Annotated in this window: 19 protein-coding genes; 1 reads left to right on the top strand and 18 read right to left on the bottom strand. The window is 47.9% G+C overall.

Going from position 1 to position 22,062, the window contains the following annotated elements; all coding sequences use genetic code 11:
* Positions 1–6 precede the first annotated feature (6 nt).
* The 10 genes from ABIC22_RS10030 to ABIC22_RS09985 all read right to left on the bottom strand — a co-directional run bounded on the left by ABIC22_RS10030 (position 7) and on the right by ABIC22_RS09985 (position 10,653).
* On the bottom strand, positions 7–2,130 hold the full coding sequence (locus ABIC22_RS10030) for a bifunctional metallophosphatase/5'-nucleotidase (RefSeq protein WP_354480523.1): 2,124 nt from the start codon (positions 2,128–2,130) through the stop codon (positions 7–9).
* 130 nt (positions 2,131–2,260) lie between these two features.
* Positions 2,261–3,538 carry a polysaccharide deacetylase family protein gene (locus ABIC22_RS10025; protein WP_354480522.1) on the bottom strand — a complete coding sequence of 426 codons (1,278 nt, stop codon included), beginning with the start codon at positions 3,536–3,538 and terminating at the stop codon, positions 2,261–2,263.
* A gap of 33 nt (positions 3,539–3,571) precedes the next feature.
* Positions 3,572–4,231: a hypothetical protein gene (locus tag ABIC22_RS10020; protein WP_354480520.1), complete on the bottom strand. Its 660-nt coding sequence runs from the start codon at positions 4,229–4,231 to the stop codon at positions 3,572–3,574.
* 348 nt (positions 4,232–4,579) lie between these two features.
* Complete coding sequence (locus tag ABIC22_RS10015; protein WP_354480518.1) at positions 4,580–5,275, bottom strand: ABC transporter ATP-binding protein; 696 nt, start codon at positions 5,273–5,275, stop codon at positions 4,580–4,582.
* Positions 5,275–6,396: an ABC transporter permease gene (locus ABIC22_RS10010; protein WP_354480516.1), complete on the bottom strand. Its 1,122-nt coding sequence runs from the start codon at positions 6,394–6,396 to the stop codon at positions 5,275–5,277. The genes ABIC22_RS10015 and ABIC22_RS10010 overlap by 1 nt, the downstream gene beginning before the upstream one ends.
* A 152-nt stretch (positions 6,397–6,548) precedes the next feature.
* Positions 6,549–7,118, bottom strand: a complete 570-nt coding sequence (locus ABIC22_RS10005; RefSeq protein WP_127537659.1) for a TetR/AcrR family transcriptional regulator — start codon at positions 7,116–7,118, stop codon at positions 6,549–6,551.
* Positions 7,119–7,174: 56 nt separating this feature from the next.
* Positions 7,175–7,654: a 23S rRNA (pseudouridine(1915)-N(3))-methyltransferase RlmH gene (rlmH, locus tag ABIC22_RS10000; protein ID WP_095362209.1), complete on the bottom strand. Its 480-nt coding sequence runs from the start codon at positions 7,652–7,654 to the stop codon at positions 7,175–7,177.
* A gap of 479 nt (positions 7,655–8,133) precedes the next feature.
* Positions 8,134–8,301: a CxxH/CxxC protein gene (locus ABIC22_RS09995; protein WP_068964251.1), complete on the bottom strand. Its 168-nt coding sequence runs from the start codon at positions 8,299–8,301 to the stop codon at positions 8,134–8,136.
* A 281-nt stretch (positions 8,302–8,582) separates the two neighbouring features.
* Positions 8,583–9,104, bottom strand: coding sequence for a hypothetical protein (locus ABIC22_RS09990; RefSeq protein WP_246058170.1), 522 nt, complete (start codon positions 9,102–9,104; stop codon positions 8,583–8,585).
* Between the two features lie 277 nt (positions 9,105–9,381).
* Positions 9,382–10,653 carry a S1C family serine protease gene (locus ABIC22_RS09985; protein WP_127537588.1) on the bottom strand — a complete coding sequence of 424 codons (1,272 nt, stop codon included), beginning with the start codon at positions 10,651–10,653 and terminating at the stop codon, positions 9,382–9,384.
* 670 nt (positions 10,654–11,323) lie between these two features.
* Here ABIC22_RS09985 and ABIC22_RS09980 point away from each other — a divergent pair.
* Positions 11,324–11,536, top strand: a complete 213-nt coding sequence (locus ABIC22_RS09980) for a hypothetical protein (RefSeq protein WP_095290595.1) — start codon at positions 11,324–11,326, stop codon at positions 11,534–11,536.
* Here the strand turns inward: ABIC22_RS09980 and ABIC22_RS09975 are convergent.
* From ABIC22_RS09975 to ABIC22_RS09940, 8 genes are all read right to left on the bottom strand, one after another.
* Positions 11,505–12,311: an MBL fold metallo-hydrolase gene (locus ABIC22_RS09975; protein ID WP_354480513.1), complete on the bottom strand. Its 807-nt coding sequence runs from the start codon at positions 12,309–12,311 to the stop codon at positions 11,505–11,507. The two genes, ABIC22_RS09980 and ABIC22_RS09975, sit on opposite strands and share 32 nt — an antisense overlap.
* 6 nt (positions 12,312–12,317) lie before the next feature.
* Positions 12,318–13,061: a two-component system regulatory protein YycI gene (gene yycI / locus ABIC22_RS09970; protein WP_095290591.1), complete on the bottom strand. Its 744-nt coding sequence runs from the start codon at positions 13,059–13,061 to the stop codon at positions 12,318–12,320.
* A gap of 272 nt (positions 13,062–13,333) precedes the next feature.
* Entirely contained in the window at positions 13,334–14,614 is a 1,281-nt protein-coding gene (locus ABIC22_RS09965) for a YycH family regulatory protein (protein ID WP_354480511.1), read from the bottom strand.
* Positions 14,598–16,448: a cell wall metabolism sensor histidine kinase WalK gene (walK, locus tag ABIC22_RS09960; RefSeq protein WP_127537593.1), complete on the bottom strand. Its 1,851-nt coding sequence runs from the start codon at positions 16,446–16,448 to the stop codon at positions 14,598–14,600. Before walK ends, ABIC22_RS09965 begins: the two co-directional genes overlap by 17 nt.
* Entirely contained in the window at positions 16,448–17,170 is a 723-nt protein-coding gene (gene yycF / locus ABIC22_RS09955; RefSeq protein WP_095290587.1) for a response regulator YycF, read from the bottom strand. The genes walK and yycF overlap by 1 nt, the downstream gene beginning before the upstream one ends.
* Positions 17,171–17,418: 248 nt before the next feature.
* Entirely contained in the window at positions 17,419–18,951 is a 1,533-nt protein-coding gene (locus ABIC22_RS09950) for a peptidoglycan DD-metalloendopeptidase family protein (RefSeq protein ID WP_354480508.1), read from the bottom strand.
* Positions 18,952–19,488: 537 nt separating this feature from the next.
* Positions 19,489–20,250, bottom strand: coding sequence for a dermokine domain-containing protein (locus ABIC22_RS09945; protein ID WP_354480506.1), 762 nt, complete (start codon positions 20,248–20,250; stop codon positions 19,489–19,491).
* A 170-nt stretch (positions 20,251–20,420) separates the two neighbouring features.
* Positions 20,421–21,707, bottom strand: coding sequence for an adenylosuccinate synthase (locus ABIC22_RS09940; protein ID WP_153980485.1), 1,287 nt, complete (start codon positions 21,705–21,707; stop codon positions 20,421–20,423).
* Between the last annotated feature and the right edge of the window lie 355 nt (positions 21,708–22,062).

Genomic DNA, 22,062 nt, shown 5'->3' with positions numbered 1-22,062 from the left:
TCTATATTATGAAGCTTTGGCTGCCACTGCTTTTTGAATGAGAGCTTTGGCATCGTTATTGGAGAGGCCTTGTTTCGGCTCGAGTGAGTTGTTCTCTGCCGCTCCGAGAATACCTTGCTCAATCAATTGTGCCAAGGATTTAACTGCATAGGCAGATACGGATTTACCATCTTTGAAACCAGCAATAATCGCAGCAGCATCTTTATCCGAAGCTGGATTTTTCAACAACTTAGCAAGAATAGTAGCTGCTTCTTCACGAGTGATATCACGGTCAGGGTTGAAGTTGCCACCAAAGCCTTGAATGAATCCAGCGTGAGCAGCTTCAGCGATGGCATCTGCATATGCCGCGTCAGCAGCCACATCCTTGAATGCTGGTGCTGTAGCAACTTCGTTTAGTTTCAACATGTCTACTAGCGCACTTACAAATTCAGCACGGGAAATGAATTCTGTTGTTACCGGTGTTTCTGGTTGCTCTGCAGGTGCAGCGATGTTCGTAATGCGTCCTTCTGTTTTAGCCTCAATCGCGCCGCCTTTATATGCATCTACAATGTATTGATAGAATACATCCAGATCGATAGGGCCAGCCAGGGATGATTTAGCATCCACCAGTACTTTATAGTTATCTCCACCTGCTGCCATAAAGTTGTTCACTACAGCTGTATATGTTTTGGCAGGATCAATAGCCGTACCATCTTCAAGGCTAAGACTAGTCACACGTTCTGCAACTGGCTTATTGAAATTTGCTGTGTATTTTAAACCAGAGATCTGTAGGGTTTTGGTGTTTGGCGTACCATCCGCATTGGTTCCCCATTGTTGTTCCAACAAGGTTTGAATTTGCTCACCCGTCAGCTCCAGTTTTACAAGCGTATTACCAAACGGTTGGATTTTAGCAAGATCAGCAAAAGTCACATCCCCTTCTGGCAGATCTGCACGAATACCACCTGGGTTCATAAATGCAAAGTCAGCTTCGCTTGCGTTATCGCCAAAGTCTGCTTGACGCATTGCATCTGCAATGAGGTTTCCTAGAGGTGCCTCGTTATTGTAAGCATCTGTGCGAGTCACAGAACCATCTGTTGTACCTACTGGCTTGGTTAGCTCAGGATGCTTGTCCAATGATTTCTTTATAATTGCCAAAGATTCAGGGTCTTCTTTTACACCCTCTTGGAAAGTAGTTGTCACTGTTGCAGATTTTTCGGTTACATCGCCAGTCGTCGGGTCAATCATCAACTTAATATCTTCAAATGCTGTACCATAAGAGTACGCTTGAACGATCAATTTTCCATTCACTTCACCGTTAGCCAAAGCGTGATTGTCACCTGCAACGATTACGTCAACAGGAGAGTCTGCTGGCAGAGCTTTTGCCAAATCAGCTGCTTCTCCAGTAGTTACGCCTTCTTTGGTTGTTGCTGGATCATGGGCCAGAACGATGATCGTTTCAACACCTTGATCTTGCAATTCTTTTGAATATTTATTAACCGCTTCCACTTCTTCTTCAGCGCTTAGGAAACGCACGCCTGCTGTACCCGATGGGGAAACTTTGGCCGGTGTAGATTTCGTCACCAATCCGATAAATCCGATTTTGACGCCGCCCACTTCTTTGATCACATATGGCTTGATCAATGTTTTGCCTGTGGCAGTCTCGATGACATTTGCATTCACATAATCAAATTTTGCGCCCGCATGAGTCACTTTGCCTTCTTTTGGATCAAGGCCACCAAAGATTTGTGCTTTCAATGCAGCAATGCCTTGATCGAATTCATGGTTGCCGAGAGAACCTACATCGAAGCCCATCATATTCATCCATTCCATCGTAGGCTCATCCCGATCCAAAGAAGAGACTGGAGCAGATGCACCAACAGAGTCTCCATTATGGAAGAGTAGGGAGTGTTCATATTTGGCTTGAGCTTCTTTCAGATATGTAGCTAGAATTGGAGCTGTTCCTGCCTTTTTATCCCCAACCATTGATGTGGTATCGAGCTGACCATGCAGGTCATTAATTCCGATCAAGTGTACTTCTACATCTGTGCCTGCAGCAGAGACAGGACCTACCGCGCCGAATAGTTGAGTAAGTAATAGTGCAGTAGTTGCCACACGAATAGTGCTTTTCCCCAAAACTTTTTTCCATGACATGCGTTAAAAAACCCCTCTCCAATTTCTGATCCTGAGATATTTTAACATAAATCTAGTGATAAAAATCGCGAATTATATCAAATGGATGTAAAAATTTTGAAAGATTTATAGAGAGGAAAGCAGGTCTATTTTATTGGAAGATGACGAACTTCAAGTTCTTTTCTTTTAAATGTTCAAGAATAGCTGGAAGTGCTTCTAATGTGTTCTTGTTCTCATGCAGCACATATACGCCCCCAGCAGCTTCCACCTGGTGAAAGTACCGAATAATATCCTCTGGCTTCTTCGCATTCCAGTCCTCTGGATCCCGATTCCATAGGAGAGTCTTCATATTCATCTTCTTGACCTCAGAGACAAGTTCGTTGTTCATCGCACCGTATGGTGGTCGGAACAACGTAACCGTATTATGCGTCAGTGATTCTATAACGCTGTTTGTCTTCGACAAGCTTTCGCTCTGATCCTGAGGTGTAGATTTCGGAAGCAAGCTGTGATCCCAGGAATGATTTCCGATCGCCATTCCATGTTCACTTGCATAGATAACGGCGTCCTGATTGCGTTTCACCTTCTGCCCTACGAATAGGAAAGTTGCCGCTACCTTCTGTTCTGTCAGAATGTCCACAAACTGCTTCGTAAGCGCGGAAGGTCCATCATCAAAGGTTAAAGCCACATACCCCTTGGATAAACCAAAGAAGGACTCCTTTTCATCAATATTGATGACTTCAACGGATGCTTGATTGGTACTAGGCCGATCCGATACTTGAGTTATGACCAATTGTTCCGTTCTCGCAGCCGCATCGGTGACTTTGGACTTGTATGTATTGCTTATAGATACAGGATCCACCGCTGATTTTGGAGCATCTGTCTTTTCCTCTGCCTGTGCCACTCCGACTGGACTGCTAAATGAATCTGCAGAGTTGTCATTCCCTTTCGAAGTGATAGATAGAACAATCAGCAAGCCGGCAGTGAACAGAAACAGAACGAGTATCTTAGGCATGTGTACAGAGAATTGCCGCAGGAGGTGCGTCCGCTGCTGAGCGGGTTCCTCTATGCTGTCTCCCTGCCCTCCATCTTCCATCACTACGGACGGAAAGTTCCGGATCCGCTTTATTTCATTTATGTATGCTTCACTGCACGCAAAATACTGCACATCCCGGGAAACATCTGTGGATCTGATTATGGAACTATACAGGGTATTTCGGTAAGGATCCCACTTGGCATAAGGAGAGAGTCGGATCCTGTCTCCATTCATGGGCTGTAACACTTCAAGTCCATGATATGTAAACTCATCAATATCCATTTCGTATGTAGCTTGCCTATCCTCTTGGGTCACAACGACCGTGATCTGATGTACACCATCCGCGGTCTTCCCAAGAGATAACAGCTCTATTACCTGCGTAATGTATGTCTCCATACCACTCGTCCTCTCTTCCGATCAGGCATCACTTTAATCGTTTGGAGATTCCTCGGTTTTTCCAGCGTTCGATGCAAACGGAGATGTCAGTCTGTTCGTAAAGTCATTTACCACATTAAGCAGATGCGTTTTCTCCTGGCGAAGAGTATCGAATTTCTGCTTCATTTGAGTGAGCTCGGATTCAGATCGGACATTCTTCTCCTCAAGCTCGCTGATTCTCTTATTCTTATCGGTAATCATCTCATTGTGTTTCTGAAGCAGGCCAGCATAATTCTGGCGTTCGAGTTCAATGACACCTTTTAGCTCCTCATTCTGACCAGACATATTCGATTGGAGCTCCCGATAGTCTTCCAGCATCTGATCAACCTTCAGGTTCTTATCGGCCAATTTCCGCTCCAGCTCCAAAATGCTCTTCTCCCGTTCCTCAATGACCTTGCCCAAGTTCTTTAGGTCTCTGTTCAAGCGATCATTTTGTCCGTTCGCATGGTTTAGTCGATCCTGTACATCGCTATGACTCATTTCAACATGCTGTTTATCCTTAATCATCTGCTCTACGGCGAATAATAGATCAAGCGAGCTTTTGTCCATATGGGCCTTATTTATTAAAACAGAACCTGAAGGCTCTTCCTTCACTTCGGAAGTACTCGAATTTAGTAATACTTCCTCTTGCGGCTCGTCCAAGTCCCTCTTCATGCCAAGGTCCTCTCTCGTTTGCTGCTCAAGTCTACTCTTCTTCTTTTGGAACGGTGAAAACATATATTAAATCACCTTTTCTAAGAAAATGTTGATAAATGTCGATTCATGACATATAACTGCATATTAATTATCGGAAATTCACTTGTATTTCTTAATATATTCGATAAATTAACCTCAGAACACAGAAAAAAGAGACGTGGACATCTTCCGGCGTCTCTTGGTATTAAACAGCTTACGATAAAGAACTTTATGGCACATCTTAGACTGAATGGTGGCAGTAAAACAAGAACAGAAATTAATCCTAAACTAGTGTATGTGGCATGAAAATGATTTTTCACATAATCCTTAATGGATAGACTCCAGCTCTGCTAGAGATAACTTGCCATCTTCCATCCGGTATATCTTGTCGCAATAAGTAAGCAGACGCTCATCGTGTGTCACCATAATCGCCGCTTTGCCACGAGTTCTCACTTCATGGGCAATCAAGGAGACAACTTCATGAGCACGCTTGGTATCCAGACTTGCTGTAGGTTCATCTGCCAATATAACAGCGGGATCGTTAATTAACGCCCGGGCAATAGCGGTACGCTGCTTCTCGCCCCCGGACAGCTCCTCGGGGTAGCCCTTCAGCTTGTCTCCTAGACCAAGCTCTTCAAGCAACCTAGTGGCCGTAGTTTTATCTGATGCACGAACCTTGCCCGACATTCTCTTCACGACAAGCAGCTGATCCAGAACATTCAGGTAAGGTACCAAATTCGAAGCCTGCATAATAAACCCAATTTCATGCAGCCGCATATCGGATAACTCGTTGCTTGAAAGCTTCGATATGTCCTTCCCTTTTAGTATAATCTCTCCCTCAGAGGCTTTAAGCAGCGCGCCCGCGATGGATAGAAAGGTACTTTTTCCAGATCCGGACGGCCCTACTACTGCGACGAACTCACCTGGCTCCACCTTTATGGATACTCGGTCTAATGCCGTATTACGATTTAATCCTTCGTTGTAATATTTTGAAGCTGCTGTTATTTGTAAGCCTTTAGTCATTACTCAACCCTCCCAAGTGCCTTAAGCGGATCAATTTTTGAAATCGTGCGGACGGATACTAACGAACTAAGCAATGAGATCACCAGCAATACAACGGAATAGGTGAACACCATCCTCGTATCCAGCATGAATGGCATGCCTTCAGGCATAATTGCCGCTGTCCCAAATGTCAATAAGATGCCCACAATAATGCTTGAGAATGACAAGACAAACACCTGTGAGACGACAGCTTTACCTAGGAATCCATTCTTCGCCCCGATCGCTTTCATAACCCCGAACTGATTGGACTTCTGCATTGTGAATACATAGAAGAATACGCCAATGATGAATGCAGAGATTGCAAGCAGGAATACAAGCATCATCATGATGGTGCCATTCTCTTCTTTGTATCCAGGCATTCCCTGCACCGCTTCTCCACGAGTAACTGTCTCGGTACCCGGAAGCTGTTCATTTATGACATTCGGATCAATATCTTTACCTTGAAGCATAATTGCATTGACGGGTTCTGTGATTCCCTTATCGGAGCCTGGTGCTGCAAATGCAAGCTTACGCCACTCTTCAATAGGAATAAATACAGCTGTTACATGATTGTACGTCTGATTCTTGACAAAGCCGACAATCGTCAACGATTCCGTTGAACCATCTAGCTGGAAGGTATCCCCTAGCTTAAATCCTTTATCTCTCATCGTATCATTGACAATGACCTTGTTCATTTGGTCGGATGTCAGTCCCGTACCTTCCACAATCGCCGGTTCAAGGAAACTCCCCGGCTCGATTCCGATAATCGCTATATCTACCTTATCCTCATTCAAGGTGCTATTCCCTTTGATTGCGGATGCCATCATCGTTCCCATAGGTGAAACAGCACTTACATTCGGCATCTCCGTTAATTCTGCTGACAAATCATTAGATAATAAAGACTTACTCATTGAAGCCTTGGATCCTTGCTCGAAAACTACATAATCAGCCTTCATGGTCTTAAATGTCGAGGCAGCAAGTGTAGATAACCCATTCCCCAACCCTGATAGGATGAACACCAACCAAGAAATTAGCACAAAGATGATCGCAATCATCAAAAATCTTGTTTTGCTGTGCCTCAGTTCCTTTAGTGCCAAAAACATATATCATTCATCTCCTCAACCTATTTAATTGACACTCGTGTCAAATTAAATATCTCTATCCCTTGGCACGTAATTTAATATAGAATTTATTTGACACACGTGTCACATATAGTATAGTTTTTATATGACGCGCGTGTCAAATATATAATTTCTTATCTCTTTCCTGCCCCGCCCAGCCATATTTGGTACAATAGCTTACTCCATTGAGGTATAGGAATATTCATCATATTGGGTGTATCAATAAGGGTAAAAAAGACACCAATAATGGCAGGGAGCGGGATGCTCGGATTCAAGTGTCCCTCTTTCTGAGCACGAATAAACAACTGCTCCAGTTGATTTTTCAAAGTCACGTGTGCCTGCTCAACAAATTCAAGATCATTGGCTGCAGCCACAGAATTGGCTTTATTTATTTTATGAGCATATCCAAACAATTGATGGAAGCTGGCTTCCTCCAGATATATATCCAGCAGTAGTTGGAGGGCAATCATGCAATCCGTTTCATCAATAGCCAACGCCTTCTGTAGTACACTTTCCATTGACCGTTTCATACATGCAGCAACTATCTCTTCTTTATTCGAAAAATATTGATAGATCGTGCTTCTTGCCCCAACCAGGTTCTTCGATAGCAATTTAAGTTGGAACCCCTCGTAACCATATTCAAGAAGCACTTTCTTGGTTTGGTCAAGCAACTCTGATTTTGTAAAAGCCTGCTTTCTTCCCATGATAATCACCGTCCCTTATTGCTAACCCTAGTCTACATTGTAACAAAAATTGCGCCCTATTTATGATAAGGTTCATTCCGATTGATCTTCACCGCGCGATAAATCTGCTCCACCAACACCAGCCGCATCAACTGGTGCGGCAGGGTCATGCGCCCGAAGCTCAGTCGCTGCTTCGCGCGGCGCAGTACCTCATCGGAGAGCCCGTGGCTTCCTCCGATGACAAACACGACATGGCTCGTCCCATACGTGCCGAGCTTGTCGATCTCCGCTGCCAGCTCCTCGGAACTCCAGAGCTGGCCGTCCAATGCGAGCGCAACGACATGCGCCTCGCTCTTCACATGCGCGAGGATGCGTTCACCCTCGCGCTCCTTCACCGCCCGAACCTCAGCTTCGCTCAGGGTGTCGGGCGCTTTCTCGTCTGCGACCTCGATCATCTGAAACTTGATGTACGGGGCAAGACGCTTGGCATATTCCTGAATGCCGAGCGTCAGATATTTTTCCTTCAATTTGCCTACGCCAATAATCTGAATAAACATAAAAACCATTTCCTCCTCATGATCCAATCCCGTATGTATCTATTTATGAATGGTGCTTCGCCACACCTATACTCTCAATAATGAAACCCGCATCCTCTTATGAACCTCAAGCACCTTATACAGCCTCAAGTACACATTAATGCGCCGCTAGCGAACCTCACACACCTTAATACGAGGAAATAAGGACTCTATACAGTTCATTTCAGGCAAATAGCGTGTCTACCCACATATCGGCCCAAATCAACCCATTTAAAACGCCTCAGGTTCCTTACATTACGCTTCAAAGAATGACTCTCCGTACCCGACTTCACCCACAGACAGCAGACAGCACATACCGCCATCTCCTCATTCTCCCACAAACACAAAAAGAGCGTTCCGACACGCTCTCCCTGCTTCTTGCCTTTGATGTTCATACCGGATGGCAGGCGAGCGAGTGCGTCCATAAGGGACGCCTCTGCTGCGGATGCCTACACAGTACGCTAGACGACGAGAAACTCAGCCTTTTGTTCGCACTCGGCGCACTTCGCAGGCGGGTCCCAATCGGCAAATTCCGTCTCCTTCAGATCAACAATATCCGGAGCGTCCTCATACTCATCGACAAACATGTCGATGGCAATGTCCACGTGTTCTTTGCATACAACGTACATCCGTTCAAGCATCCTTTCTGTAACCAGCTATGCTCCCGATTCACAACCGCTTATCCATATAGGATAGCCACTTCTCTGTTCTATCACACCTGGGGTGGAAAAGAAACCCCTATCCCTCATTTATCGTGTTTAACCCCCAATAATCTTCCCCAACCGGCAAAAATCAAACCAAAAAAGCGTTCTTGTTCGACACTATACCGTGTCCCTAGAGAACGCTCCAATGATTCCATACAATAACGCTTATCTATGTTTCAACGCATTCAATCTCCAGTCCAACGTTCTTAATTCAATCCGGATTGTGCCTTGGTCAGCAGCTTGCCACCCTGGAACGCCAAAATCGCATTGGCTCCCGTATCGCCAGCTCCCTTATAACTGTAGACGACCGTATTCTCCGCTTCACTCAGGGCTTCGCCTTCCCCGCCGACGATCTCCTTCACTTCATCATACGTCATGCCTACCTCAAGCTTCTCATATTGAGCAAAGGTAATCCGTATGCCATCCCCCTTGCCGGCAGATCCGTTAATACCTGAAGCAGCAGAATCATTCCCACCCACTTCATTTACTGCTGTTACCGTACTATTCAGCTCTTCCAGCTTCTTCTCCAGCGCAGCAATCTTCTCATCCTGCTTTATACTCTTCTCACCTTGTGAAGCAAGCTGCTTCTCCAGACTTGCAATTCGTCCCTCCAAACCGCTGTTATCCGCAGACCCAGAGGAAGATACCTCAGATCCACATGCAGAGAGTACGGATAGTGATAGTAGTAAAGCCGCTCCTCCGAGCGATTTTTTCATCAAATGTTTCATTGAATAAGCTCCTCTTCTTGCCAATTGATCTTTCAACCCAACCACGACAAATGCATGTTACTCGCACAATCGTGCACCCTTGGCACGTTTTAAAATAGTCTATCATAGCCTACACCTTCTGTAACTGAGACTTTGGCTCTGGTTCAATCCGCTTATTCGGAAAGAAAACAAAAAAAGTCCCCGATTCGTGTCAGAAGGTTCCACCATTCCAAATGAATGATGTGTTGCCTCTTTCACGAGCAGGGGACTTCTCGCCCAAATTCATTTCCGATTACCTTTACTCCGGTTTATCGGTCAGCTTCACGGAAACCTTCTCGGCATTTCCGTCCCGATAAAAGGTGACTTCAATGGTGTCGCCAATCTTCTTCTTATCGTACAGATATTTCCGAAGATCCAGCGTAGAGGTAATTTTTTGCCCATCAAATTCCGTAATGACATCATTGAGCTTCAGACCCGCTTCGGATGCCGGACCAGATGCTTCGAGCACCACAACACCACTATCGACGTGAGATGGCAGCTTCAGATCCTTGCGCTGCTCGTCATCCAGTGGTGCATATGGATTGCTGAGATCAACGGTGTACACGCCCAGGTATGGACGGGACACTTTGCCGCTCAGCAGCAGTGAATCGACAGTTTTCATCACTTCATTCATCGGAATCGCAAATCCCAGGCCCTCAACGCCTGTATCCGAGATTTTCATCGTATTGATGCCGACCACTTTGCCGTTCAGATCAACGAGTGCGCCACCGCTGTTGCCTTCGTTGATGGCTGCATCCGTCTGGATTACGTTCTGCTCCCAGTCGTATACACCATCCTGGTTAATGGACACGGGCAGGATCCGATCCGTATAACTGACAATACCGGAAGTCAGCGTACCACCCAAGCCAAGCGGATTCCCGATAGCGAGTACTGTCTGGCCACGCTGAAGCTTGCTGGAATCGCCAATCTCCGCTACTGGCCCAATGCCTTTGTCATCCTCAACAGACATGACTGCGATGTCGCTTACGCGGTCCTTGCCGACCAGTTTCGCCTTGTGTGTCTCGCCCTCGACGGTCACGATCTCCAGATCACTTGCCCCTTCAACGACATGATGATTGGTCATGATATAGGCCTTGCCATCTTCCTTCTTGAAAATGACACCTGATCCAAGCGCCGAATCTTCCATGGATAGACTGCTACCCGTCTTATGGTTTACGATGCTCACGACCGAAGGACGCACCTTGGCTGCTGCCTGGATAATCCGGTCATATGGATCAGCCGCCTGCGCGGCCTGCAGGTTACCTCCGTTCCCGCCATTGCCTGTAGCGTTGGCCAGAGGAACAGATGCGGGCTGCATGATGAAGCTAAACAGCGTGACGGTCACGATGGAACTGATTACCGAACTAATGACTGCCACCTTCACGGTGGAGCTGATGCCCGAGCGCGATCGGCGCGGATTTTGCCAGCGATCCCGTCCACCGGGGCGGATAATCTGAAGTTTGCCTTTCTGTACAGGCTCGGCGCGTCTTGATACTTTGGTTGAATAAAAATCGTCTCCGAACAATCCCATCGTGATCCTCTCCCCTTCGTTGTCACGCATCCAGATCCTGACTGCCGCCTGATCATTGTGGCATGGCCAACGATGGTGTTCTCACATAGCCCACTCTGCCGACAGATGAACCTTTCGATTCGCTTCTCCAAGTTCATTCTGTCGTCTCCGTTACGTGAAGACCCCAACGGTTTTCCATGCTTTCTAGCATTTTTTCAAGGTTGTTTTGCATATCGCTGCATCCCCGCTATCCCGAAATGAAGCGTCTATGTACAGCAGAACGGACACTCCCATCCTGTCTATGAATCTACCAGCAACGTTCTAGCATTCTACGACATGCCAACTTCCCGAGCAAACAAGCCTCTCTTACAAGGCTCCATATATACTAAACACGCCAAATTCAAAAAAGTTGCATAATTACGAAGATTGACGCAAATTTCTGCTAAAGCAGGTTTATCAATAACGGACCTACAATAAAACGTCCATAGTAACTATCACCACAAAACCCGGTTCGCTAAGCGTACTTTTTCCAATTTCCTAAGAACTTTTTTGGGCCCAGAAAGCCACAGACTTCAGCATACACGCCTCGCAGCTTAAATTATAGCGGCAAAAAGAGGAATGTTTTCCATCCAGCCTGACTACAATAATAGTAAAAGACTAATTCGAAGGTTCATAGAAGGAGGATTCACTTATGGAACGCACGCGTACTCTCACAGCCATGGATGAGGTTCATATGGCGGCCAAGCTGGCCGATCTCAAGGAAGAACATTATCGTAATACCCTAGCATTAAGCACGATCATCGAGCTGCTGATCGACAAAGGCATTCTGACCCGTGAGGAAGTGGAGCGTAAAGCCGCCGAGCTCGACAGCTTTATGGCTCACCCACCCTATCCCATGGCGTAGGACGGTCATAATAGGTATCACAGAGTCTGAACTCATGATCCTTATAAAAACAGCCCCGGCTTTCCATCGCTTCACGCACCGTCATTTTCGCCAAGTCCATCATATTATGGTCCCGGCTGAGATGTGCCAGATACGTGCGCTTGATGCGTCCGTTCATTAGTTCACTGAGCGCTGCCCCTGCCGCTTCGTTCGACAAGTGCCCAATGTCACTCAAGATGCGGCGCTTGGTGTTCCATGGATAACGCCCCATGCGCAGCAATTCGACATCATGATTCGCCTCCAACACAAGCACATCGGAATCTGATATCGCATCGCGAACCTTGTCGCTCATATAGCCAAGGTCCGTTGCGACGGAGAGCTTCTCGCTGCCATCATCGAACGTGTATCCCACAGGCTCCGCTGCGTCATGAGAAATGCCAAAGGATTCCACACGCAAGGAGCCAAAATCATGCTGCTCTCCCGTCTCGAACACCCTCCGGTTTTCCTCTGGAATGGCCCCAACCGACTTCTCCAGTGCCGCCCACGTATTCGTATTTGCATAGATTGGTAAATTATATTTCCGAGACATCGCGCCTAGTCCTTTAATGTGATCGGAATGTTCATGTGTAACCAGAATCCCGTCCAGCTCCGTTCCCGAAATCTCCCGTTCCTGAAACAAAGCTTCCAGACGCTTCGCACTAAGGCCCGCGTCAATCATGAGGGACGTGCCCCCATGCTGTATAACTGTGGCGTTCCCTGTCGAACCGCTGGATAACACGGTAAAATATATCCCCATAACGCATTACTCCCCTGGTTTGTCTGTCTTGGGACTGAATACATCCCCACTGATGCCCTGCACGTACAACACTTCGCCACTTTCCAGCACGAACCGCCATGCCGGCATCGCTACCTGTATATCGGAATTAAACAACTGGCCGTAATAGCCCAGCTGAATGTCTTTGACAATTGCATCGTTTGGCAAAAAATTCTCGATCAGCGTTCCCAGCGCCTTGGGCGCCGGAAGCACCTGCTGATCGCTCTCCTCTGCGGTTGTAATCCGCACCGGAGTCTGACGGTAACCCGTAATTTTCTGATCGCTGTAGAACAGCTCCAGACTGACATTGAAGAGCGGCCATTTCCCATCGACTAGCGGATGAAGCACAAACGCCCCATCCTCCGTCATCAGCTGATCCAGCCGATACGTGCCAATCTGCGGAATTTCATCCGCCAGCACGTCCGCCAGCTCTCTTTGCGAGAAGATCAGCTTGCTGTCCACCGGCTTGTCCAGATCGATCTGAATCCCCGTCTTGTCCTCTTCTATAAACTCATAGGACAGCTTGGGCAGCTTCGGCGTTTCATTCGGGATTGGTGCCAGCACCTGAATGCCCTTCTCTTCCATCGCCTGCTGTGTATTGTCAGCCAGCGAGGTGAAGTCCAGATTGGCTCCGGCCGTCTCCCGTGCATCCATCCAGATCTGGTAACCTAGCACCAGATTGAGCAGCAGGAAGGCATAGATCAATACATTTTTCGCCCGTCCCCAATCCAAACCATTCACCTCCGTTATTTGATATAAAACGACTAATCTCACACTGGACCACTACGCGGTCAGAACAACCTTCCGATCGCTGTTACCCCCGGATTTCATGAATTCCTCTTTTCAAGGGGAAATCCGGTGGTAGCGTATGCTTCCGAAGTAGCTTTCTTTCAGAAAGCTTTTAGCGAACGCTCCGCTTCTTCAGGTTTATTCTGCCCTCTCCGTTATCGTGTGACCTTACACCTCGCTCAGATCGAAAGACTCCGGCACCCTACAAAAACCTATCAAGAAACAGTGGTTTCCTCTCCATTACTGAAGCGGATGACCCATACAGGGATTAGCTTCAGTCCACCTTCAATCGTGGACGGACGATACGCCGGGTACACATCTACCACTTGGCGGTTCTCTCCAGCAACCTTCTCGATAAGGGCCTTCAGCTTATCTCCACCTGATAGCTTCACCGGTTTCTTCGTCTCGGCACCCTCGTTCAGGTATTCCAGCGAGCGTTCATAGCTGGACACGGTCTCCTGCTGCATCTCCATACTGATGGTTCCAAAGCGGAACTGCACCGAGTCCATAATCGGAAAACTTCCGTAATACTGTTGGAACTCCAGCTGTGTTTTGTTATCCACGGTATCCAGCATCATGCGTGAGCGGCCTTTCCAGCCGCCATGCTGGTTCACAAAATCCACCGCAGACAGCGCGTCCTTCGCTGCATCAATCTGCCCTGCAGGCGGTGCAGCCGGGTCCGTATAGCTGATCCAGCGCTGATCCTGCTTCACTTGCAGACTTCGTTTGCTGTCCGTATAGATCTCCGATCCATCCTTTTCCCGAATATTTCGCGTCATGCTGGGATCGAAGAACAGGCTGCGCTGCATCTGCTCCACCGTGAACTGCCCGGTCGGCACATCAGCCTCCACCGCATCCAGTGGCTCTGCCGGAATATAATATCCGCCATCCGTCAGTGTGTATGGCGTCCAGTTGGTACCGAAATCGACATGCTGCTGTACGTCCTGGACCGTCAGGTCCGCCTGTGCAGCTTCATAGACAACATCACCTTTGGCACTGAAGAACAGTGCATGGGCTTTGGTTTCATTTTTCGCGGTATAGATCGCTATCCGGTTAATGGTTTCCCCCTGAAACAACGAATCCGTACCCAGCCGCATCACTCGCTGCAGCAGGGCAACCGGAATGCCTTCCTTGAAAGACAGCTCAATGCCGGGGTTATCCTTGCGGATCTGACCCCAGTTCACGGACTGTACCGTGCGCCGCTGAAAATCATCAAATGTCCGTCCTTGCAGACGTGAATAGATCAGCTGGTAGAAGGTATTGCCTGGATAAAACACGGTATGTTTGTCCTCTCCCAGATGAATCATCATCTGATCGGGAAAGATCAGTTCCTCAATATCTCGCTCCTGACCCATATTCTCGGTCTTCACATAGTTCGTCTCAGACGTCACAATGGAATCCCCACCCCCGGGCAAACGATAGATCAGAAAATAACTCTGCACCAGACTGGCGGCAACGAGAGAAGCGAGCACCAGGGATTTAATCCGTTCCTTCAAGGTGCTCACCTCCTTCTTCACGCATAGGCAGTGTGAACGTTACGGTTGTGCCTACATCCACTTCAGACTCCAAAGAAATGGTGCCGTCGTGCGCCCTAACAATTTCCCGGGCAATGGATAGTCCGAGTCCTGTACCGCCCATGCTGCGGGAACGAGCTTTGTCCACACGATAGAACCGTTCAAAGATACGATCCAGATCCCGCTGCGGAATACCCATTCCCGTATCTGACACGGAAATGGCAAGGGTATGCTCATCACTGCGTCTGGCCGCGATTGTAATCGTACCGCCCTCCAGCGTATACTTCAGTGCATTGGATACGACATTATCTAGGACCTGATCAATCTGGTCCCGATCAAGGGGTACCTCAGGAATGCCATTCTCAACCGACAAAACGGGCTGAATATCCTTCTGATGCATCTGGAATGAGAATCGATCCGTTACCTCCTCCAGCATGTCCATAATATCCGTCGGCTGTTTGCGCAGCAGTGCCTCCTTGGAGTCGAGTCTGGAGAGATGCAGCAGATCCGTCACCAGCCGTATCATCCGCTCCGTCTCATTCTGAATAACGCCTACAAAACGTCCAGCCAGCTGCGGATCTTCAAGTGCTCCATCATCGAGTGCCTCTGCATAACTCTTGATCGTCGTCAGTGGTGTACGCAGCTCATGGGATACATTCGCAACGAACTCGCGCCGGGACGCCTCCAGCTCTTCCTGTTCGGTAACATCCTGAAGCACGGCAATCGTTCCGGTAATGCCCAACTCACGCCGATGAACCGGTGTAAATGTCATGCGGATCACCACAGGGTCTTCCTGCCCGGCAGGTGCAATCTGCAGCAGCGTCGAGCCTGTAAAACCACTTGCAAGTGCTTCTGCATCTTCCGGATCAATGCCGAGCAATACGGCAAAATGCCTGCCTTCGATATCCGCAGGACGCATGCCCAGGATGCTGCTGGCCCGGCGGTTGACCAGAATGACTTTGCCATACTCATCAGTCGCGACCACACCATCACTCATGTTCGTCAAAATGGACGTCAGCTTCTCTTTCTCCTCTTCGTTCTGAGAGAGTGCATCCCGCAAGCGACTGGTCATGTAATTGAACGCCCGGCTGAGCTGTCCAATCTCATCTGTACCGAATACAGGTGTCTGCTGATCAAAGTTCCCTTCGGCAACCGCCGTTGCCCTGCGGGTAACTTCCTTGATGGGCTGCGTAATGGTATGCGACAGAATGACGCCGAGCACTGCGGTCAGTACCAAGGCAATCAGTATGCCGGAAATAAAAATCTTATTGATTCCCTCCATGGTGGAGTACAGCTCGTTCATGGAGGCGGCGATGTAGACCGCGCCGATGATCTTGCCACCGGACATGACCGGCTTGGCCACGACCTTTTTACGGACATTATCCTCGTCCACGATATATTCCTCGTTATCCCGGATGCCTTGCAGTGCCCGGCTGACAACGGTCTGGGTATTTTTGCGACCCACGTAATCGGAATGTGAACTCAAGGAAGTGGTCAACACTTTGCCACTGGCATCCAGCACCTGAATCTCGGCACCGTTAATGTTGAACAGATTGTTTACCAGTACGCGCAGGTTTTCCGTTTTGTCCTCGCCAGCCTCTGCTTCTCCGCCAGCCATGGTCTCACCCACAAGAACGGATAGCATCTCCGCCCGTGCCTGGAGATCCTCGGTAAAGTTGCTCGTCAGGGAGTTCTTCATCGCACTCACGAAATAAACGCCGATCAATTGCATCGCAATCAAAATCAGCAGTACATAGATTATAATCAGTTTCGCCTGAATCGTTCGGAAGAACGAAAATCGCGAGAAACGCCCCATTATATCCCCACGCTTTTGGGACTGCGCACGAGATAACCCAGCCCGCGGCGAGTCAGAATCGTTTCCGGTTTGCTCGGATTCTCCTCAATCTTTTCGCGCAGACGACGGATCGTAACATCCACGGTACGCACATCCCCAAAATATTCATATCCCCATACTGCCTGAAGCAGATGTTCCCGTGTCATGACCTTGCCGGAGTTCTTCGCCATATAATAGAGAAGCTCGTATTCACGGTGCGTCAGATCAAGCGGTTCACCGCTTTTATAAGCCGTGTACATGTCCATATCAAATGCAAGATCGAACAGGCGCATGACCTGCTTCTCGTCGTCTTCCGGAGCTTCGGCAGCCATCGCAGGCTTCTGTCGTCTGCGCATCTGTGCCTTCACCCGGGCGAGCAGCTCTCGCGTACTGAAAGGCTTCGTTACATAATCGTCCGCACCCAGCTCCAGGCCGAGCACTTTATCAATCTCGCCGTCCTTTGCCGTCAGCATAATAATCGGCAGCTCCAGATGGGCGCGTACCTCACGGCACACATCCATGCCATCCTTGCCGGGCAGCATCAGGTCCAGCAGCATCAGATCCGGTTTCTCGGATAACGCCAGTTCAACTGCACGAATGCCATCAAAAGCGCAGATGACCTCGTATCCCTCTTTTTCCAAATTAAACTTCAGAATGTCCGCAATGGGCTGTTCATCGTCCACCACCAAAATCTTCCCCTGCATCGGCTGTATTCACCCCTATATCCTGCTTGATCCGCTCTAGCGGTCTTTATCTCTTTTGGTTCTTATCTTCTATGACAAATGTAATTCTAAGGTTTGATCTATAAAGGTATCTTTACTGTATAGTTTAACATACCTGAAGGACAGTCACATCCTGATCCAACGATCCAAATGCTACAAATTGAAAATATTTTACAGCATGAAAAAACAAGGCCGGCATTTAAGCCAACCTTGCTTCTGATTTCTTTCACTTAGTTAAGATACGTCATCGGATTTTCTGGCGTTCCGTTCTTGATAATCTCGAAATGCAAATGCGTTCCGGTCGAACGACCCGTGTTGCCCATAACGCCGATGCTCTCCCCTTTTTCAATCACTTGTCCAACCTTTACGCCAATGCTGTCCAGGTGGCCATACAGTGTTTCATATCCGTTACGATGGTTAATGATAATGACATTGCCATACCCACTCTTCTGTCCTGCAAAAGTAACCACGCCTTCATCGGCCGATTTCACATCCCGGTTACCTACCAGATCGACACCTTTATGCTGACGACCCCAGCGTTGTCCGAAGCTGCTGCTCATCGTTGCGTTTGATACAGGCCAAGCGAATTCGCCTGTACCCTCACCAACCACTTTGGTTCCACTCAGCACCACTTCAGTAACTGCTGCCTTGATGACTTCCTGGCCCAGCCATTCTTCCTTGATGACCTCACCATTTTCCTTGGTTACACGGTACTGCATGCTTTTTAATCCGCTTTGTCCAGGGCGTACCACTTTGGTGGTGCCGGCTTTTAGCTCAGCACTTTTGCGTACTTCAACCTGTGGTTTGATCTCAATTTGCTCCACGACCTGCTCAACCGACTTTACCGTAACTGCCGGTTTAGGCACCGTCAGCGTAAGCTCGTCCCCGATCTGCAATGACGTTTCCTTGATGCCTGGATTGTTCTTGCGAATCTCGCTTTGCGTAATCTCATATTTCGCTGCGATGGAAGAGATCGTATCTCCTTCACGCACCACGTAGGTTACAGGCGCGTCTTTACCAACGGTTAACGCTTTAACCGCCTCGGACACGTCCCATATTTTATTCGGATCTGCCTTCACTGACTCTGTCGCCACATCTTCCTTGATGTCCACGGACTTCAGCGTTGTACTTGGCCCTTCCGCTTTGCTTGACGAGTTAGCCGATACCGACTTCGTCTTGAGCGAACTGCGCACAGCCGATGCCGATATGTATTTGTTCTGCACTTGTTCCAGAATGGCATCAGCTGTTGCCTGATCCTTCACGATGCCGATTACTTCGCCATCCACTTTGAGCTCCACGCCTTTGGCATATGCTGTCAGCATATCATCCAGCTTGTCCAGCGTTTCTTCGCTGTTCACTTCAGGTTTGTACGCTTTTACCGTTTCGGTCGTGATGCCATCTGTGTTCAGCACCATTTCCGCGTCAGGATATTTATTTTGGTATTCCTCGGTTTTGTCTGCAAAAAGTTTCTGTAATTGCGCTTCATCCGCAATGCTGCCAATCTCATTCCCTTTTACCATGACCTTGTAATATGGAACGGTGTTCGCAGCAACGTATTGCTTGCCTGCGAATCCAACCGATGCAGCGATGAACACTCCGCATGCTGCTGTAATGATCCATTTACGCGAGGCCAGAACGCGCTTTTTATTTACACTGAAGTTGGACATGCTCATGTTGTTTTTGTCTTCGGCCGTCCGGTGTTCTCCGGATTGTTCGTGTACCCGGTTTTTGCCCGGTTGGCGTATGCCTCTGAAACCTTTCATGATTCTCTCCTTTTCAGCACTTCTCAGTTCGCATTTCTGTCAAGACACACCCATCCGTGTCTGTCTCAAGTCTGTCGATATTTGGTTCTGGGTGTCCGCAAATCAGGACTTTAGCTGCGCTCATAAAAGTGTCAAAATTTTAACCTTTAATCACACCCGTATACTTTAACACAGGTTTTACACTCATTTCAACTCTATGCGTCACAGCCCAAAGCCGCGCCCCGCTTGGTTTTCCTTTATTATCCATAACATGGCAGGCGAATATTCTTACCCATTATGCCTCATGTTCAGGTATACTATGTAGTTTCAGTCTAGTTTTAAGACTAGGTTCTAAGACCCACAATAGTGCGAAATTATTTTCATAAAAGCACAATCAAATAATCCCTCGCCAGATAATCTCAGACAAGGGATGGTTGTATGAATTGAATATGCTATCCAACTATATTTCTCGGTTGCTCTCAGGCCTTGAAGAATGAATTCCTGAATTCATAGATACGTCAAGTTCCATACACATCATGCGTATTTGTAAACTATTACTTATTCAGCCTGAAGCACTTCCATAAGATTATCGTATTCCTCACTCGTCAGATATTTTGATATCACCTGTTCAATATCACGTAATTCCTGTTCGGTCAGGCCATCTTCCATCGCGCCCGAGATCTGCTGCATTTCATTTTGGGGAAGCTTTGCCATCAGCAGACTGAAGATCTTCTCTTTTTCCTCCAGAGGCAGCTTGTCCTTTGTTCCCGTAATATCATCTGGCGATACCACAATAGCATCATTACCTGAACCAGCAGAGTTACCAGAGGTTCCAGCCGTACCATTGCCAGCTGCTGTCCCGTTTCCACTTCCCGCAGCACCTTCTGGAGCCTTATTGGGGTCTGTGTCTATGCTGCCAGTGTCACCGTTGCTGCTCTCGCCTCTACCATTTGAAGCCGTCTGGTCGGTTTTATCTGACCCATTCCCTGTATTGCCAGAACCATTGTCAGTGCTTGTCTCCGGTTGGTCTGTTCCATTACCCATGACCGATATGGCGTCCTCTGGAACTTGTTCTTCTTCAGCACCAGTCGGCTGATCTGTTGTTCCTGCCCCCGGTTTGTTCTCCTCGCTCGCCTTACCACCGAGTGCACCCTGAAACATGGATGTTAACCCCAGCGGTTGACCTTCCCACTCAATATTAAAACTCGCCAGCAGCGATTTCACATACGACTGTACAATTAATCCGGTTGTCAGTAAGGTCAATGAACTAACTAGCATGACGGTAAGTACGATTTTGGCAAACCATTGAAGCAACTTCATCCCTGTTCTCCTCCTCCGATTATCCAACCTGTCTGTGGCAGTCAGCACATCAGGTCTGTGATTCTACTGTTATTCAGTATTGACGGAAATCTCGGGATTATATCAGGAGATATGCGAAAAACCCCAGTCATCGCTTATGGGGCGACAACTGGGGCTATGATTCAACTTAATTATACGTAGATTGGAAGAACTTGATTCGTTTGCTCACGGTTACGACCTACGGAGAAGATCGCGATTGGAATCCCTGTCAGCTCGGAAACACGTTTCACATAGTTCTGTGTGTTCACAGGCAGATCTTCGAGTTTCTTCGCTCCGGTGATATCCTCGCTCCAGCCTGGCATCTCTTCGTATACCGCTTCACATTCAGCCAGCATTTTCAGACTGGCTGGGTAGTGTGTGATGATCTCTCCACGGTATTTGTATCCTGTGCAGATTTTCACCGTTTCAAGACCTGTCATCACATCCAGAGAGTTCAGGGACAGTCCTGTAATGCCGCTGACACGACGAGCGTGACGCACGACAACACTGTCGAACCAGCCCACACGACGCGGACGTCCAGTTACGGTACCATACTCATGTCCAGTCTCACGGATCTGATCACCAACTGCATCATGCAGCTCCGTAGGGAACGGTCCATCTCCTACACGTGTGGTGTAGGCTTTAGCTACTCCGATGACCTGCTGAATGCGAGCAGGACCAACGCCGGAACCGATACATACGCCGCCTGCAGAAGGGTTGGATGAAGTCACATATGGATACGTTCCTTGGTCAAGGTCCAACATCACACCTTGTGCACCTTCAAACAATACTTTTTTGTTCTCATCAATGGAATCGTTGAGTACAACGGATGTATCACGCACGTATGGACGCAGGATTTCTGCATATCCCAGGTAATCTTTCAGAATTTCTTCTACATCTACTGGCTCACCGCCGTAGACTTGCTCGATCACACGGTTCTTCTCTTTTACCAAATGACGCAGTTTCAATTCGAACTCTTCCGCATCAAGCAGGTCAACCATCCGAATACCGATCCGAGCTGATTTATCCATGTAAGCTGGACCAATCCCTTTACCAGTTGTACCAATCTTGTTTGGACCTTTGCTCTCTTCTTCCAGTGCATCCAGTACCATGTGGTATGGCAGGATGATATGTGCGCGTTCACTGATGAACAGGTTTTTAGTCGTAAAATCATTATCATGAATATAGTTAATTTCTTCAATAAGTGCCTTCGGGTTGATAACCATGCCATTACCAATGACACAAGCTTTATCCGTGTAGAAAATGCCCGATGGAATCATCGTCAGTTTATATTTTTTGTTGTCGATCAGAATCGTATGTCCTGCGTTGTTACCACCTTGGTAACGAGCGACCACGTCTGCGCTTTCAGCCAAATAATCCGTAATCTTACCTTTACCTTCGTCTCCCCATTGCGTTCCCACTACAACTACCGTTGACATCGTACATACCTCCGTGGGTGCCTTGCGCACCTTTGTATTGGTCTGTCCGTCCTCTATCTCGGCAGGAATTCGAAGTGAAAATACCGGCGGAGAAGCGTGCTAACGGACAGTGAAAATCCCCCTCGTGTTACATATCAAGGAAGGTTTTCGCTGCTTTAACGCAGCAATTCTAGTGTACCAGTCCCCTATTTCAAAGTCAAATGAAATGGCGAACAATTGGTAATCGCACTAGTTTAATGTTCGGAATTAACCCCATATTCCCACGCAAAAAACCGGGGCTGCCTGTCAAAACTAGCTTGACGGCTAACCCCGGTTTAATTGCACGATAGAATTAAGGCTCTACATATCGTATTAG

The organism is Paenibacillus sp. PvP094, assembly GCF_040546835.1.
Lineage (GTDB): Bacteria > Bacillota > Bacilli > Paenibacillales > Paenibacillaceae > Paenibacillus > Paenibacillus illinoisensis.
This window is presented reverse-complemented; position numbering and strand designations above follow the sequence as displayed.

Excerpts from the sequence above, each read along its gene's own strand:
- ABIC22_RS10030 (WP_354480523.1), bottom strand. The coding sequence starts at position 2,130 with ATGTCATGGAAAAAAGTTTTGGGGAAAAGCACTATTCGTGTGGCAACT.
- ABIC22_RS10025 (WP_354480522.1), bottom strand. The coding sequence starts at position 3,538 with ATGGAGACATACATTACGCAGGTAATAGAGCTGTTATCTCTTGGGAAG.
- ABIC22_RS10020 (WP_354480520.1), bottom strand. The coding sequence starts at position 4,231 with ATGAAGAGGGACTTGGACGAGCCGCAAGAGGAAGTATTACTAAATTCG.
- ABIC22_RS10015 (WP_354480518.1), bottom strand. The coding sequence starts at position 5,275 with ATGACTAAAGGCTTACAAATAACAGCAGCTTCAAAATATTACAACGAA.
- ABIC22_RS10010 (WP_354480516.1), bottom strand. The coding sequence starts at position 6,396 with ATGTTTTTGGCACTAAAGGAACTGAGGCACAGCAAAACAAGATTTTTG.
- ABIC22_RS10005 (WP_127537659.1), bottom strand. The coding sequence starts at position 7,118 with ATGGGAAGAAAGCAGGCTTTTACAAAATCAGAGTTGCTTGACCAAACC.
- rlmH (WP_095362209.1), bottom strand. The coding sequence starts at position 7,654 with ATGTTTATTCAGATTATTGGCGTAGGCAAATTGAAGGAAAAATATCTG.
- ABIC22_RS09995 (WP_068964251.1), bottom strand. The coding sequence starts at position 8,301 with ATGTACGTTGTATGCAAAGAACACGTGGACATTGCCATCGACATGTTT.
- ABIC22_RS09990 (WP_246058170.1), bottom strand. The coding sequence starts at position 9,104 with ATGAAACATTTGATGAAAAAATCGCTCGGAGGAGCGGCTTTACTACTA.
- ABIC22_RS09985 (WP_127537588.1), bottom strand. The coding sequence starts at position 10,653 with ATGGGATTGTTCGGAGACGATTTTTATTCAACCAAAGTATCAAGACGC.
- ABIC22_RS09980 (WP_095290595.1), top strand. The coding sequence starts at position 11,324 with ATGGAACGCACGCGTACTCTCACAGCCATGGATGAGGTTCATATGGCG.
- ABIC22_RS09975 (WP_354480513.1), bottom strand. The coding sequence starts at position 12,311 with ATGGGGATATATTTTACCGTGTTATCCAGCGGTTCGACAGGGAACGCC.
- walK (WP_127537593.1), bottom strand. The coding sequence starts at position 16,448 with ATGGGGCGTTTCTCGCGATTTTCGTTCTTCCGAACGATTCAGGCGAAA.
- yycF (WP_095290587.1), bottom strand. The coding sequence starts at position 17,170 with ATGCAGGGGAAGATTTTGGTGGTGGACGATGAACAGCCCATTGCGGAC.
- ABIC22_RS09950 (WP_354480508.1), bottom strand. The coding sequence starts at position 18,951 with ATGAAAGGTTTCAGAGGCATACGCCAACCGGGCAAAAACCGGGTACAC.
- ABIC22_RS09945 (WP_354480506.1), bottom strand. The coding sequence starts at position 20,250 with ATGAAGTTGCTTCAATGGTTTGCCAAAATCGTACTTACCGTCATGCTA.
- ABIC22_RS09940 (WP_153980485.1), bottom strand. The coding sequence starts at position 21,707 with ATGTCAACGGTAGTTGTAGTGGGAACGCAATGGGGAGACGAAGGTAAA.